This window comes from Streptomyces sp. Da 82-17 (genome assembly GCF_046098215.1).
Classification (GTDB): Bacteria; Actinomycetota; Actinomycetes; order Streptomycetales; family Streptomycetaceae; genus Streptomyces.
In genome coordinates, this window is record NZ_JBJURH010000001.1 from 368,389 (window position 1) to 383,161 (window position 14,773).

General features: G+C 70.3%; 13 protein-coding genes and 1 riboswitch. Of the genes, 6 read left to right on the forward strand and 7 right to left on the reverse strand.

The window, feature by feature from the left end:
• Positions 1-24: 24 nt before the first annotated feature.
• Positions 25-585: a hypothetical protein gene (locus ACIDOF_RS01690; protein ID WP_409003773.1), complete on the reverse strand. Its 561-nt coding sequence runs from the start codon at positions 583-585 to the stop codon at positions 25-27.
• Between the two features lie 23 nt (positions 586-608).
• Between ACIDOF_RS01690 and ACIDOF_RS01695 the strand changes: the two genes are divergently transcribed.
• A complete protein-coding gene (locus ACIDOF_RS01695; protein ID WP_409003774.1) occupies positions 609-1,577 on the forward strand; it encodes a diacylglycerol/lipid kinase family protein in 969 nt (322 codons plus the stop codon).
• A 318-nt stretch (positions 1,578-1,895) separates the two neighbouring features.
• The gene (locus ACIDOF_RS01700; protein ID WP_040248489.1) at positions 1,896-2,153 is read left to right on the forward strand and encodes a WhiB family transcriptional regulator; all 258 of its coding nucleotides are present in this window, start codon (positions 1,896-1,898) and stop codon (positions 2,151-2,153) included.
• A 222-nt stretch (positions 2,154-2,375) separates the two neighbouring features.
• On the opposite strand, the gene ACIDOF_RS01705 is transcribed toward ACIDOF_RS01700, so the two are convergent.
• Both ACIDOF_RS01705 and ACIDOF_RS01710 read right to left on the reverse strand, forming a co-directional pair.
• Positions 2,376-3,842, reverse strand: coding sequence for a sensor histidine kinase (locus ACIDOF_RS01705; RefSeq protein ID WP_409004021.1), 1,467 nt, complete (start codon positions 3,840-3,842; stop codon positions 2,376-2,378).
• A gap of 432 nt (positions 3,843-4,274) precedes the next feature.
• Positions 4,275-4,931: a TetR/AcrR family transcriptional regulator gene (locus tag ACIDOF_RS01710; RefSeq protein ID WP_409003775.1), complete on the reverse strand. Its 657-nt coding sequence runs from the start codon at positions 4,929-4,931 to the stop codon at positions 4,275-4,277.
• Positions 4,932-5,172: 241 nt separating this feature from the next.
• On the opposite strand from ACIDOF_RS01710, the gene nagB reads away from it, so the two are divergent.
• Positions 5,173-5,958, forward strand: a complete 786-nt coding sequence (gene nagB / locus ACIDOF_RS01715; RefSeq protein WP_409003776.1) for a glucosamine-6-phosphate deaminase — start codon at positions 5,173-5,175, stop codon at positions 5,956-5,958.
• Positions 5,959-6,182: 224 nt separating this feature from the next.
• Here nagB and ACIDOF_RS01720 read toward each other — a convergent pair whose 3' ends face one another.
• From ACIDOF_RS01720 to ACIDOF_RS01735, 4 genes are all read right to left on the reverse strand, one after another.
• Positions 6,183-7,664, reverse strand: a complete 1,482-nt coding sequence (locus tag ACIDOF_RS01720) for a glycoside hydrolase family 3 protein (RefSeq protein ID WP_409003777.1) — start codon at positions 7,662-7,664, stop codon at positions 6,183-6,185.
• A 6-nt stretch (positions 7,665-7,670) separates the two neighbouring features.
• Positions 7,671-8,507, reverse strand: a complete 837-nt coding sequence (locus tag ACIDOF_RS01725) for a carbohydrate ABC transporter permease (protein ID WP_409003778.1) — start codon at positions 8,505-8,507, stop codon at positions 7,671-7,673.
• Entirely contained in the window at positions 8,504-9,421 is a 918-nt protein-coding gene (locus ACIDOF_RS01730; RefSeq protein ID WP_409003779.1) for a carbohydrate ABC transporter permease, read from the reverse strand. The genes ACIDOF_RS01725 and ACIDOF_RS01730 overlap by 4 nt, the downstream gene beginning before the upstream one ends.
• 97 nt (positions 9,422-9,518) lie before the next feature.
• Positions 9,519-10,787, reverse strand: a complete 1,269-nt coding sequence (locus ACIDOF_RS01735; protein WP_409003780.1) for an extracellular solute-binding protein — start codon at positions 10,785-10,787, stop codon at positions 9,519-9,521.
• 335 nt (positions 10,788-11,122) lie between these two features.
• Between ACIDOF_RS01735 and ACIDOF_RS01740 the strand changes: the two genes are divergently transcribed.
• From ACIDOF_RS01740 to ACIDOF_RS01750, 3 genes are all read left to right on the forward strand, one after another.
• Positions 11,123-11,911: a GntR family transcriptional regulator gene (locus ACIDOF_RS01740; protein WP_409003781.1), complete on the forward strand. Its 789-nt coding sequence runs from the start codon at positions 11,123-11,125 to the stop codon at positions 11,909-11,911.
• A 187-nt stretch (positions 11,912-12,098) separates the two neighbouring features.
• Positions 12,099-14,309, forward strand: coding sequence for a carbon starvation CstA family protein (locus ACIDOF_RS01745; RefSeq protein WP_409003782.1), 2,211 nt, complete (start codon positions 12,099-12,101; stop codon positions 14,307-14,309).
• Entirely contained in the window at positions 14,309-14,497 is a 189-nt protein-coding gene (locus tag ACIDOF_RS01750; RefSeq protein WP_409003783.1) for a YbdD/YjiX family protein, read from the forward strand. Before ACIDOF_RS01745 ends, ACIDOF_RS01750 begins: the two co-directional genes overlap by 1 nt.
• Before the next feature lie 90 nt (positions 14,498-14,587).
• Positions 14,588-14,729, forward strand: a riboswitch (cobalamin riboswitch).
• The last annotated feature ends 44 nt before the right edge of the window (positions 14,730-14,773 follow it).

Below are 14,773 nucleotides of genomic sequence, written 5' to 3' on the forward strand. Positions count from 1 at the left end.
TGGTGCTCACTGGAGGCCTGGTACTTACTGGGCGGCGTCGCGCTGCCGGCCGATGCCCAGGGCCTGCGTCGTCTCCGGGTTCACCAGCAGGACGAGCGACGTCACCGCGACGACGGCGAGCGCGATCCCCGCGGGGATCGCGACGCTGTTCGTCTGCAGCAGCTGCCAGGCGACCGGCAGCGCCATGATCTGCGTGATGATCGCCGGGCCGCGGCTCCAGCTGCGCAGCGCGAACAGACCGCGCGCGGCGATCAGCGGCAGCAGCGCGAGCGCGAGCATGGTCAGCCCGCCGGTCACCGCCGTCTGCTTGTCCCCGGCGCCGCCGGCCAGCCCCTGCACCGCGAGATAGCCGCCCACGGCGACGAGGACCAGGCCTTCGAGGGCGGCGAGCGCAGCGGCGGCGGTCAGGCGCGGCGGACGCGGCCCGGCGCTCTCCGGGCCCGCACTCTCCGAGCCTGCGCTCTTCGGGCCTGCGGTCTTCGGGTTCTGCTCAGCACTGCTCACCCTTGCAGGGTAGCCCCGGCCCGCGGTGCCCCCGGGGGCCAGGTCGGCCCGGGGCCGGACCCTCGGTCTGGGCCTCGTCATCACCGATGGGTACGCTGCTGCGCATGCGTGCACTTCTCGTGGTCAACCCGGCGGCAACCACCACCAGTGCCCGCACCAGGGACGTACTCATCCACGCGCTCGCCAGCGAGATGAAGCTCGAGGCGGTCACGACGGAGTACCGCGGCCACGCCCGTGACCTGGGCCGACAGGCCGCCGAGAGCAAGGACGTCGAGCTGGTCGTGGCCCTCGGCGGCGACGGCACGGTCAACGAGGTCGTGAACGGCCTCCTGCACGACGGCCCCCGCCCCGACTCCCTGCCCGGCCTCGCGGTCGTCCCCGGCGGCTCCACCAACGTCTTCGCCCGCGCCCTCGGCCTGCCCAACGACCCGGTCGAGGCCACCGGCGCCCTGCTCGACGCCCTCCGTACCGGCAGCGAGCGCACCGTCGGGCTCGGCCTGGCCGCCGGCACCCCGGGCACGGAGGACGAGGGCGTCCCGGACCGCTGGTTCACGTTCTGCGCGGGCCTCGGCTTCGACGCCAGCGTGGTCGGCCGGGTCGAGAAGGAGCGGGAGCGCGGCAAGCGTTCGACGCACGCGCTGTACGTACGGCAGATGGTGCGGCAGTTCCTCGACGAGCAGCACCGCCGGCACGGCACGATCACGCTGGAGCAGCCCGGCGAGGACCCGGTCAGCGATCTTGTGCTGGCCATAGTGTGCAACACCTCACCCTGGACCTACCTGGGCAATCGTCCGGTGTACGCGTCCCCGCAGGCGTCCTTCGACACCGGCCTCGACGTGCTCGGCCTGAGCAAGCTGTCGGCGCCCTCGATGGCCCGGTACGCGACCCAGCTCCTGACGTCGAGCCCGGAGCGCGGACCGCACGGCAAGCACGCCGCCGCGCTGCACGATCTGACGGACTTCACCTTGCAATCCAAGGCCCCGCTCCCCTTCCAGATGGACGGAGACCACCTGGGGCTGCGTACGAGCGTGACGTTCACAGGCGTACGCCGTGCACTGCGTGTGATTGTGTGAGTGGAAGGGCCCTAAGTCCTTTCAGTCGAACGTTTAGGCCAGGATCCACCCCATGGAAGTACGGCTGTGACCTAGCCGACACCGAGGAATCAAAAAAAACTTTCCGGAAGGGGTTGTATCCGCCGCCGAGGTTTGCGAATCTCTTCTTGGCGCTCAGGACGGCCCGCAACACCGGCCCCACAGAGAGCCCGAACCCCCTCTCCCACACAGGACCTGCACCAGTTCATCTGGTGGTTGGCCCTTCCCGTGCGAGGGGATTCGTGAAAGCGTTCACATTCACAAGCAACTTGCACGTAATACCAAGGAGAGGTAGCAGCCATGGACTGGCGTCACAACGCCGTTTGCCGCGAGGAAGACCCCGAGCTGTTCTTCCCCATCGGCAACACCGGTCCTGCGCTGCTGCAGATCGAGGAAGCCAAGGCCGTCTGCCGCCGCTGCCCCGTCGTGGAGCAGTGCCTGCAGTGGGCGCTCGAGTCCGGTCAGGACTCCGGCGTCTGGGGTGGCCTCAGCGAGGACGAGCGTCGCGCGATGAAGCGCCGCGCCGCCCGCAACCGGGCCCGCCAGGCCAGCGCCTGACACCCACGCCCCGAACGAGCCTGAGCCCGGCGGCGCGTACGGCGAGTACGCATCTCCCGCCCCCGAGCCGCAGCGCGCAGTACCCCCCGATGCGCTCAGCAACGTGAGCAGTGAGCCCCGGACCGCACCAAGGTCCGGGGCTCACTGCTGTGTGCGGTCGGGGCCGTGCGGGGCCGGCAGCTCCTCCGCCGGCAACTCCCCCGCACCGCCGCCGAGTTGACGCTACTTCTCGCCGTGCACCGGAATGTCGAGGATCACCTGCGTGCCCTTCTCCGGCGCCGGGACCATGTCGAACGTGCCGCCCAACTCGCCCACCACCAGCGTCCGTACGATCTGCAGGCCGAGGTTGCCGGCGCGGTGCGGGTCGAAGTCGGCGGGCAGGCCCACACCGTCGTCCTGGACGGTGATCAGGAGGCGGGCGTCCTTGCGGGTGCCGCCGCGGACCGCGGAGACCTCGACCGTGCCGTGGTCGCCCTGGCGGAAGCCGTGCTCCAGGGCGTTCTGCAGGACCTCGGTGAGGACCATCGACAGCGGGGTGGCGACCTCGGCGTCCAGGATGCCGAAGCGGCCGGTGCGGCGGCCGGTGACCTTGCCCGGGGAGATCTCGGCGACCATCGCGAGGACCCGGTCGGCGATCTCGTCGAACTCCACGCGCTCGTCCAGGTTCTGGGAGAGCGTCTCGTGCACGATCGCGATCGAGCCGACGCGGCGCACCGCCTCTTCGAGCGCCTCGCGGCCGCGGTCCGACTCGATGCGGCGGGCCTGCAGGCGCAGCAGGGCCGCGACGGTCTGCAGATTGTTCTTCACCCGGTGGTGGATCTCCCGGATGGTGGCGTCCTTGGTGATCAACTCTCGTTCGCGGCGGCGGAGTTCGGTGACGTCGCGCAGCAGGACGAGGGAGCCGATGCGGGTGCCCTTGGGCTTGAGGGGGATGGCGCGGAGCTGGATCACGCCGTCGTCCCCCTCGACCTCCGTCTCGCGCGGGGCCCAGCCGCTGGCCAGCTTGACCAGCGCCTCGTCGACGGGGCCGCGGGACGGGGCGAGCTCGGCGGTGGCCCGGCCGAGGTGGAGTCCGACGAGGTCGGCGGCGAGGCCCAGGCGGTGGTACGCGGACAGGGCGTTCGGCGAGGCGTACTGCACGATGCCTTCCGCGTCCAGGCGGATCAGGCCGTCGCCCACGCGCGGCGAGGCGTCCATCTCGACCTGCTGGCCGGGGAACGGGAACGACCCGGCGGCGATCATCTGCGCGAGGTCGGACGCGCTCTGCAGATACGTGAGCTCCAGGCGGCTCGGCGTACGGACCGTAAGGAGGTTGGTGTTGCGGGCGATGACGCCGAGGACGCGGCCCTCGCGGCGGACCGGGATCGACTCGACGCGGACCGGGACCTCCTCGCGCCACTCCGGGTCGCCCTCGCGCACGATCCGGCCCTCGTCGAGCGCGGCGTCGAGCAGGGGGCGGCGGCCGCGCGGGACGAGGTGGCCGACCATGTCGTCCTGGTACGAGGTCGGGCCGGTGTTGGGGCGCATCTGGGCGACCGAGACGTAGCGGGTGCCGTCGCGGGTGGGTACCCACAGGACCAGGTCGGCGAAGGAGAGGTCGGAGAGCAGCTGCCACTCCGAGACCAGCAGATGCAGCCACTCGAGGTCGGTGTCGCCGAGAGCGGTGTGCTGGCGTACGAGTTCGTTCATGGAGGGCACGTGTGGAGCGTACCTTTCGGCCAGGGCCGGGCGTACGCGGTGGGAGCGGGGCCGAAAACACCCGCGGGCCGCGGCGCCCGAGAGGGACCCTCAACCCTCGCCGGCACCGCAGCCCGGAGCTGATCCGGTCGTCGGGTGTGCGGTCCCGTGCGACCGGGAGGCTCCGACGCGGTCAGGGCAGAGAGCGTCGGGCGCCTCGTTCCGCTCTTCTGTGCGGGAAGAGCGGAAGCTTCTGAAGTTTTGCTCTGCTACCTGTGCATTGTGGACTAGACCATTCTCGGATGTCCATGCGTAGGCAGAGGTTTGTTCTCGTTTATTTCTCCGAGGCGGCCCGTGCCGTGTCAAGAGGCCGGCGAGCTGCGGCGGTTATGGGGCAACGGTCTCATAGGAACGGTTTCATGGGGCCGGTCTATGGGGCCGGTCTCATGGGGCCGGGGGCCAGGCGGTCATCGCCAGGTCGGCCACGCGCTCCAGGTCCTCGCGGCTCGCACCGTCCCGGGACTGCTGGGACATGCCCTGGAAGACCGCCGCCGTGTACCGCGCGAGGGCGGCCGGGTCGCAGTCCTCGGGGAGTTCGCGGGCGGCCAGGGCGGCGCGGATACGGGACTCGAAGTCCGCGATGTTGGCGTTGCGGCGCTCACGCAGGGCCTCCTCGACCTCGGGCGTCGTGCAGTTGGTGGCCGCGTGGATGACCAGGCAGCCGTGCGGCCGGCCGGGGGCGGCGAACTCGGCGGCGGCCTCGCGGAGCATCCGGGCGAAGCCGGCCCGGGCGGTCGGCTCCTCGTCGAGGGCGCGGGTGCCGAATTCGCCGTAGCTCTTCACGTATTCCTCGAGGACCTCTTCGAAGAGCGTGCGCTTGTCGCCGAAGGCGGCGTAGAGGCTCGGGGGGCCGATGCCCATGGCTCTGGTGAGGTCGGCGACGGACGTCGCCTCGTACCCCCGCTCCCAGAAGGTCCAGATCGCCTGGCGCAGGGCCTGCTCGCGGTCGAAGGAACGGGGGCGGCCGCGCTGCTTCACGCCGCTCGCCGGTGTCTTCTCCGGCCGGGTCGTGCGTCGCTGCGCTGCTTGGTTCGCCGCCATGACGTGAATTGTATAGCGGGCATTAGAGAAACGGGACAGGGGGTGCGGTTTTTCTTTCGCGCACGCCCCCGGGCGGCGCCCCCTGCGCTCGAGTAGCCCTTGGGGCGGGCGGGGTGTGGAGTGGTGGGGAGAGTGTGCGATTACGGGGCGCGGCGGGAGCGGAGCTCTGTTAGATTGGTCTATACCACTATCGCGACCAAGCGCGTGCACACATCCACTACCTCAGATCGGCAGGCCCAGCGTGGAAGTTGTCATCGTCAAGGACGCCAAGGCCGGCGGAGAGCTCATCGCGGGGGCCGTCGCGGACCTGCTGGCCCGCAAGCCCGACGCGCTGCTCGGCGTGGCCACCGGCTCGACCCCGCTGCCCATCTACGACGCCCTGATCGCCAAGGTGCAGGCCGGCTCCGTCGACGCCTCGCGGGCGCGCATCTGCCAGCTCGACGAGTACGTGGGCCTGCCCGCCGGGCACCCCGAGTCGTACCGTGCGACGGTGCTCCGCCAGGTGGTCGAGCCGCTCGGGCTGCCCGCCGAGCAGTTCATGGGGCCGGACGGCAGCGCGGAGGACGTGCAGGCCGCGTGCACGGCGTACGACGCGGCGCTGGCCGAGGCCGGCGGGGTCGACCTGCAGATCCTCGGGATCGGCACCGACGGGCACATCGGGTTCAACGAGCCGTGCTCCTCGCTGGCCTCGCGTACGCGGATCAAGACGCTGACCGAGCAGACCCGGGTCGACAACGCGCGGTTCTTCGACGACGACATCGAGCAGGTGCCGCACCACGTGATCACGCAGGGCATCGGGACGATCCTGGACGCCCGCCATCTGGTGCTGCTCGCGACCGGCGAAGGGAAGGCGGAGGCCGTCGCGCAGACGGTGGAGGGGCCGGTGGCCTCGCTGGTGCCGGCGTCGGCGCTGCAGTTGCATCCGCATGCGACGGTGGTCGTGGACGAGGCTGCGGCGTCGAAGCTGAAGCTTGCGGAGTACTTCCGGCACGCGTACGACAACAAGCCGGCCTGGCAGGGCATCTGAGGCCCCAGCACCCCTCCCGCCGGGGGGGCTCCGCCCCCCGCACCCCCGCTCCTCGAACGCCGGAGGGGCTATCGGGGGTCGTCGTCGGCTGCGGCGCCCTCGTGGTCCCGCTGTGCCCACCCGTTCCGCCCTGCGGAACGCCTGCCCACAGCGGCGGAGGGGTGGGGCGCTCCGATGGAGCCCGTCCGGCGATTGAGGACGCGAGGCTGCAAGCCGAAGCAGGGCTACGGCCCGAGCAGCGCCTCCGCCGCCGCCACCGCACAAACCCTCGCCGCACCGTGCGTCGCGATGTGGACCGAGCCCCGGGGCGGGGCCTGGGGGACGCCCATCTCGACGACCACCGTGTCCGGGCGGGCGGCCAGGAGTACGTCCAGGGCTCCGGACATCCACGCGTGCCGGTGGGCGTCGCGGACGACGGTGACGATGCGGCGGTCGCCGGCCGCGGCCAGGATGTCGGCCGGGTCCGAGTCCGCCGTGTAGCTGCCGGTCTCCGTACCGGGGAGGAGCCGGACGAGTTCCGCGGCGACGCCCCACGGGGTCTCGTCGCCCACCGCGATGTTGGCCATCGGCGTGAGCGCGGCCACGTACGGCGGTGAACTCAGGTGCGGATGCTCGCCGTTGACGGTGATCCGGAGCGCGCGGCGGGCGGCCGTGGTGCCGATGTCGTGGCCGGTGCCGCTCTCGACGCGTACCGCCGAGGCGGACCAGCGGCCCAGGGCGCGGACCCGGGCGGCGGCGTCGGCGAGCCGCTCCTCGGGGAGTTCGCCGGTGCGTACGGCGGCGACCAGGGCGTCGCGCAGGCGCAGCACCGTGTCCTCGTCGGCGAGGCCGCCGCCCACGCAGATCGCGTCGGCGCCCGCGGCGACGGCGAGGACGCTGCCGCGCTCGATGCCGTACGTGCCGGAGATGGCCCGCATCTCCATGCCGTCGGTGACGATGAGGCCGTCGAAGTTCAGTTCCTCGCGGAGCAGGCCGGTGAGGATGCGGCGGGAGAGCGTCGCCGGGCGGTCCGGGTCGAGGGCCGGGAGCAGGATGTGGGCGCTCATCACGGCCCGCGTGCCGGCGGCGATCGCGGCGCGGAACGGGGTCAGCTCGCGCTCCCGCAGCACGTCCAGGGGCGCGTCGATGCGCGGCACCGCGTGGTGCGAGTCGACCGCGGTGTCGCCGTGGCCCGGGAAGTGCTTGGTGCAGGCGGCGACCCCGGCCGACTGCAGCCCCTCGACGTACGCGGCGGTGTGCCGGGAGACGAGGGCCGGGTCGGCGCCGAAGGACCGTACGCCGATGACCGGGTTGTCGGGGTTGGAGTTGACGTCGGCGGACGGGGCCCAGTTGAGGTTGACGCCGCAGGCGGCGAGGCGGCGGGCGAGCTCGGCGGCGACGGCCCGGGTCAGCTCCGGGTCGTCCACCGCGCCGAGGGCGTGGTTGCCGGGGAACGAGGAGCCGGAGCGGACCTCCAGGCGGGTGACGTCGCCGCCCTCCTCGTCGATGGCGACCAGGACGTCGTCCCGCTCGGCCCGCAACTGGGCGGTGAGCGCGGCGAGTTGCTCGGGCGAGGCGATGTTGCGGCCGAACAGGCCGACCGAGTGCAGGCCCTCGCCGATGCGGCGGAGCAGCCAGTCGGGCGCGCTGGTGCCGACGAAGCCGGGCTGGAGGACGGTGAGCGCGTCACGGGTCAGAGTGTCGGTGGCGCGGGCGATGGTCGTCATACGGCGTTATCCCTTCACGGCGCCTGCGGTGAGGCCGCTGACGGCCTTGCGCTGCAGGAAGAGGAAGAGGAGCAGGATCGGTACGGCGAAGAGCGAGGAGGCGGCCATGGTGGCGCCCCAGTCGTCGCCGAAGACGGTCTGGAACTTGGAGATCCACAGCGGCAGGGTCTGGGCCTCGGCCTGCTTGTTGAGGATCAGCACCATCGGGAACTCGTTCCACGCGGTGATGAAGCCGAACAGCGAGGTGGACATCAGGCCGGGCGCGAGCAGCGGCAGGATCACCTTGACGAAGGCCTGGGGGCGGCTGCAGCCGTCGACCATGGCCGACTCCTCCAGGTCCTTCGGTATCGCCCCGACGAAGCCGCGCAGTGTGAGCAGCGTGAAGGGCAGCACCATCATCATGTAGAAGACGGTGAGCGGGATCAGGCTGTTGAGCATGTCGGCGTCGCGGACGATCAGATAGATCGCGATGACCATGACCTCCCAGGGCGCCATCTGCGCGAGCATGAACGCGACGATGAAGCCGCGCCGCCCCCGGAACCGCATGCGGGCCAGGGCGAAGGCCGCGAGCAGCCCGATGACCAGGGAGAACAGCACGGCGAGCGCGGTCACGGTGACCGAGTTCCGGACGAGCGTCCAGAAGTGGTCGGCGGTGACGGCGGTGCGGAAGTGCTCGAAGGTGAAGTCGACGGGGAACCAGACCGGGTTCTCCGCGATGATGTCGCCGGTCGGTTTGAAGGCCGTGGCGAACATCCAGTAGACGGGGAAGGCGAAGCCGGCGAAGAGGACGGCCGCCAGCGCGTTGGGCCACGCGCGGCCGAGGGTCGGGCGGGGGCGGCTCACAGCTCGTCCTCCTCCTGCTTGAGCACGATGCGAAGGTAGTACGCGGTCAGGCCGAGCAGGATCACGATGGTGAGCAGCGCTATCGCGGAGCCCATGCCGAAGTGCTGGTTGCCGAAGCCCTCGATGTACGCGTACACGGGCAGGATCTCGGTGAGCCGGTCGGGGCCGCCCTCGTTGATCGCGAAGACCTGGGTGAACGCCTTGAAGACCCAGATGATCTCCAGGAACGTCGTCGCGTAGAGGAAGGGCCGCAGGAACGGCACGGTGACCGAGGTGAAGCTCTGCCAGGCGCCGGCGCCGTCGAGCGCGGCGGCCTCGTAGAGCTCCTTGGGGATGGTGGTCGTGGCGGCGTAGAGGTTGATCGCCACGAACGGGATGGACTGCCAGACGATGAGCAGGGTGACCACGGCGAAGGTGGAGAACTGGGTGGCGAGCCAGTTGTGGTCGGCCATGGAGTGGAAGCCGAGCTGGTCGAGCACCCAGTTGACGACGCCGAAGCGCTGCGCGAACAGCCACTTGTAGACGGTGACGGCGGCGATCGGCGGCATCGCCCAGGCCAGGACGAGCCCGATCATCAGGGTGAGCCGCATCCGTTTGCCGAGCCGGGCGAGGAGCAGGCCGACGAGCGTGCCGAGCACCATGATGAGGACGACGTTGGCGCCGGTGAACAGGACGGATCGGACGGTGACCCGCCAGAAGTCCGAACTGGCCAGCACGTCTTGGTAGTTGCCGATCCCGTTCCACTCCGTGAGGTGCTGGATCAGCTGCCTCATGTTGAGGTTCTGGAACGACAGGAGCCCGTTCTTGACCAGCGGCCAGCCGAGCAGCAGCAGGGTCGCCGCGAGGGCGGGAAGCAGCAGCAGATAGGGCGCGAGTGCGGTGGAGCGGGCGCGGGGCGCGGTCATGCTCGCCATCTCTCTCGTACGAAAGCGTGTCGGTGCGTGCCTGCCGGGGGGCGGGGCCGGGCCGGGTCCGTCGTACGGCGTCGGCCCCTCCCCCGGTGCCCGGGTGCTACTGCTTCTGCGCCAGGCGCTTGTTGAACTCGCCCTCGACCTGCTTGGCGGCGGCCGCGTGCGACTTACCGTTCAGGACCGCGGTCATGTACGTCTTGATCGGGTTCGGCGGGTTCTCCACGGCGGCCCACTCGGGGATCAGCGGGGTGGTGCCGCCGGAGGCGACGGAGGGCGCGGCGGCCTCGCCGGCGGGCTGGCCCTTCAGGTTGTCCTGCAGCGACTCCTTGTTGGGGATGACGCCGAGCTCCTTGGACAGCGCGCCCTCGAACTTGTCGGAGAGGGCGATCTTCAGGAACTCCTTGGCGAGCTCCTGCTTCTGGCTGCCCGCGGCGACGGCGAGGTTGGAGCCGCCGAGGAAGACGCCCTCGGGCTTGTCGGCGTTCTCACCGGGGATGGTGAAGTAGCCGATGTCCTTCTCGATCTTCGGGTTGGCCTTGATCGCGGTGGCGGCCTCCCAGCCCATGCCGATGAACGCGCCGGTCTTCCCCTTGGCGAACACCTCGGCCTGCTGCGGGGTGGCCTCGTCCTTGTCCTTGGGGGCGGTGGAGTACGAGGCGTACTTCTTGTAGATGTCCATGGCCTCGCCGACCTTGGGGTCCGCGAGGTTGGAGACCCACTTGCCGCCGTCCTTCTTCACGAGTTCGGCGCCGGTGCCGATCGTGAGGCCGTCGAAGAAGTACCAGTTCTGGCCGGGCATGTAGACGGGCTCGGCCTTGCCCTTCGCCTTGATCTTGTCGAAGGCCTTGAAGAGTTCGGCGCGGGTCTTCGGGATCTCGGTGACGCCCGCGTCGGCGAAGACCTTCTTGTTGTAGACGACGACGCGGTTGGCGGCGAACCAGGGTGCCGCGTACTGCTTGCCGTCGAAGACGGACGCCTCGTTGAGGGTCTCGGTCCAGTCGGCGCCGATGGACTTCTTCAGGTCGTCGAGCTCGGCGAGGCCGCCGGTCTGCGCGTACGCCGGGGTCTGGGTGTTGCCGATCTCGAAGACGTCCGGCGGGTTCTCCTCGGAGAGGGCGGTGGTCAGCTTCTGCTGGATGCCGTTCCACTGCTGGATCTCGAACTTCAGCTTCGCGCCGGTCTTCTTCTCGAAGGCGGCCGTCACGCCCTTGGTCCAACTGTCCGGTGTGGAGCCGTCCATGGCCCATACGGTCAGGGTCTCGCCCTTGAAGCCGTCCGCCCCCGCGCCCTTGCCGTCGTCCGAACCGCAGGCCGCGAGGGACACCACCATGCCCGCTGCACCGATCGCGGCTATGAGCTTGCGCTTCACGTCACCCTCCTCAGGGATGCCAGCAACCCCCCACCCACTGCGGCGACATACGTCAGGCACTGTTCGTGGGACTGGGACCTGGTCTTTAATGGTGTAGACCAGTACGGGGAGCTTGGCCTAGACCTTTAGGGGTGTCAAGGGTGTATAAGAGGGGTCCCACATCCCGTTACCTGACCGACACCTGAGGTCGTGATCCCGGTCGCGGCCGGGGCGTGCCACGATGTGAGCCGCGACAGACGGAGGAGCCGGTGACGGCAGCAGCACAGGAGCCGCAGCAGGGCGCCGCGCGGAAGGCGTCATCGAGGAGCGGCGGCCGGGAGACGGGCGGGCGAGGGATGGGTACCGATTCGGGCAGCACGCAGAGCGCGGCGGACGTCGCGGCGGCCGAGCCGCGCGAGTCGCAGAGTCCGGCCCGCACCGCGCGCGTGCCCAAGTACTACCGCCTGAAGAAGCACCTCCTCGACATGACGGAGACGCTGCCGCCCGGCACGCCCGTACCGCCGGAGCGCACGCTCGCCGCGGAGTTCGACACGTCGCGGACCACCGTGCGGCAGGCGCTGCAGGAGCTGGTGGTCGAGGGGCGCCTGGAGCGGATCCAGGGCAAGGGCACGTTCGTCGCCAAGCCGAAGGTCTCGCAGTCGCTCCAACTCACCTCGTACACCGAGGACATGCGGGCGCAGGGGCTCGAACCCACCTCGCAGCTCCTGGACATCGGGTACGTCACGGCGGACGACCGGCTCGCCGAGCTGCTCGACATCGCGGCGGGCGGGCGGGTGCTGCGCATCCAGCGGCTGCGGCTCGCGAACGGCGAGCCGATGGCGATCGAGACCACGCACCTCTCGGCGAAGCGCTTCCCCGCACTGCGCCGCTCGCTCGCCAAGTACACCTCGCTCTACACGGCGCTCGCCGAGGTCTACGACATCCACCTCGCCGAGGCCGAGGAGACCATCGAGACCTCCCTCGCGACGCCGACCGAGGCCGCGCTGCTCGGCACGGACGTGGGCCTGCCGATGCTGATGCTGTCCCGGCACTCGCTGGATGCGTCCGGGCAGCCGGTCGAATGGGTCCGCTCGGTCTACCGCGGCGACCGGTACAAGTTCGTGGCCCGCCTCCAGCGGCCGTAGAGACACGCGGGCAACACCCCTTCCGGAACGGCGAGTTGGGCCCTTTCGTCCCCCTGTGCGCGGTCAGGCGGCCAGTTTTGTGGCCGTACCGATATGCGGACAGGGGGTGACGCATGACGAGACGGTCACCTAGATTTCCTGCGCATTAACACGCATTGACAGGGTGATCTAGGGGACGGAGCCCACCATGCCGGAGTCGGCGCCCGCCGAGGCGCGGAGCACGCGAAGAATCACGCCCAAGTCAGTCGTCGTCTGGTCGCTCGTCGCCCTCGTCGGCGCCGCGGGCTGGGCGATGCTCGCCCTCTCGCGGGGCGAGGAGATCTCCGCGGCCTGGATGCTGGCCGCCGCACTCGGCTCGTACGCGATCGCGTACCGGTTCTACGCGAAATTCATCGCCAACCGGGTCCTGAAGGTCGACAAGACCCGGGCCACCCCGGCCGAACGCCTCGACAACGGTGTCGACTTCCACCCGACCGACCGGCGGGTGCTGTTCGGGCACCACTTCGCCGCGATCGCCGGCGCCGGTCCGCTCGTCGGGCCCGTGCTCGCCGCGCAGATGGGCTATCTGCCCGGCACGATCTGGATCGTCGCGGGCGTGATCTTCGCCGGTGCGGTGCAGGACATGGTCACCCTGTTCTTCTCCACCCGGCGCAACGGCCGCTCGCTCGGCCAGATGGCGCGGGACGAGATCGGGCCGTTCGGCGGCGCCGCCGCCCTCGTCGCGGTCTTCGCGATCATGATCATCCTGCTCGCGGTGCTCGCCCTGGTGATCGTGAACGCCCTCGCGCACTCGCCGTGGGGTGTCTTCTCCATCGCGATGACCATCCCGATCGCCCTGTTCATGGGCTTCTACCTGCGCATTCTGCGGCCGGGCCGGGTCACCGAGGTGTCCCTCATCGGCGTCGCGCTGCTGCTCCTCGCGATCGTCTCCGGCTCCTGGGTCGCGGACTCCTCGCTCGCCGAGACGTTCACGCTGGAGCCGGGCACGCTGGTCATCTGGATGGTGGCGTACGGCTTCCTGGCCTCGGTGCTTCCGGTGTGGATGCTGCTGGCGCCGCGCGACTACCTGTCGACGTTCATGAAGGTCGGCACGATCGTGCTGCTCGCCCTCGGCGTCGTCATCGCGCTGCCGACGCTGAAGATGCCCGCGATCACCGAGTTCGCGACCAGCGGCACGGGCCCGGTCTTCGCCGGCTCGCTCTTCCCGTTCGTCTTCATCACCATCGCCTGCGGCGCCCTCTCCGGCTTCCACGCCCTGGTCTCCTCCGGTACGACGCCGAAGATGATCCAGAAGGAGACGCAGGTCCGCCTCGTCGGCTACGGCTCCATGCTCACCGAGTCGTTCGTGGCCGTCATGGCGGTCATCGCGGCGTGCATCATCGAGCCGGGCCTCTACTTCGCGGTCAACTCGCCCGCGGGCTTCCTCGGCACGACGGTCGAGTCGGCCTCGCAGGCGGTCAACGGGCTCGGATTCTCCATCTCCGCCGAGGAGTTGACGGCCGCGGCCAAGGCCGTCGAGGAGCCGTCGCTGCTGTCCAAGACGGGTGGCGCCCCGACGTTCGCGCTCGGCATGTCGGAGATCTTCTCCGCGGTGATCGGCGGCGCCGGACTGAAGGCGTTCTGGTACCACTTCGCGATCATGTTCGAGGCGCTGTTCATCCTCACCACCGTGGACGCGGGCACCCGCGTGGGCCGGTTCATGCTGCAGGACACCCTCGGCAACGTCTACAAGCCGCTGCGCGACGTCAGCTGGAAGCCGGGCGTCTGGGTCACCAGCGCGATCGTCGTCGGCGGCTGGGGCTACTTCCTGTGGGTCGGCGTGCACGACCCGCTGGGCGGCATCAACCAGCTGTTCCCGCTGTTCGGCATCGCCAACCAGCTCCTGGCCGCCGTCGCGCTCGCCGTCTGCACCACGCTCCTGGTGAAGTCCGGCCGCCTCAAGTGGGCCTGGGTGACGGGCATTCCACTGCTGTGGGACGCGGCCGTGACGCTCACCGCGAGTTGGCAGAAGGTGTTCTCGGACGACCCGAAGGTGGGCTTCTTCGCCCAGCGCTCGACGTACCAGGACGGCATCGACGCCGGGAAGGTGCTGCCGCCCGCCAAGTCGATGGACGACATGCACACCGTGGTCACCAACTCCACGGTGGACGGCGTCCTTTCGATCCTGTTCGCGGTCCTCATCCTGATCGTCCTCGCGGACGCGGCCCGGGTCTGCGTCAAGGCCGTCCGCGACCCCGAGTCGGCGAAGCTCACCGAGGCGCCGTACGTCGAGTCCAAGGTGGTCGCCCCGGCCGGGCTGTGGGCGACCAAGGAGGAGAAGGCCGAGCTCGCCGCGGCGGGCGCGGGCGGTGCCGGCGAGGGCGACGGCGGCGTGCCCGCGAGCTCCGGGGCCCGCTGATGAACTCCCTTGCGGGAAAGGTCCGTTACTGGTGGCGCGAGCTCTCGGGTGAGGCGGTGTACGACCGGTACGTCGCCCACGCCCGGGCCTGCGACCCGGACGCGGAGGTCCTGAGCCGCCGCGAGTTCGAGCGCAAGCGGATGGACGAGCGCGAGGCGGATCCCCGCGAGGGCTTCCGCTGCTGCTGAGCGCCGACGTCCGCTCGGAGGGGCGGTACGGGACCACGGTCCCGTACCGCCCCTCCGTCGTACGACACAACATATGGGGGCAGCCGCGAGCATCGCCCACCACATGTATGCTCGTCCTCGCTGTCGCCGCAGGGGAATCCGGTGCGAATCCGGAACTGTCCCGCAACGGTGTATCGGTGCGCTTTCGCGTACCCGTCGAGTCCGATGACCTGCCGACGGCGCACCCGTGCCGTCCGGTCCGGGTGCCGATGACGTCCGGGCCTCGCGGAATGGGCC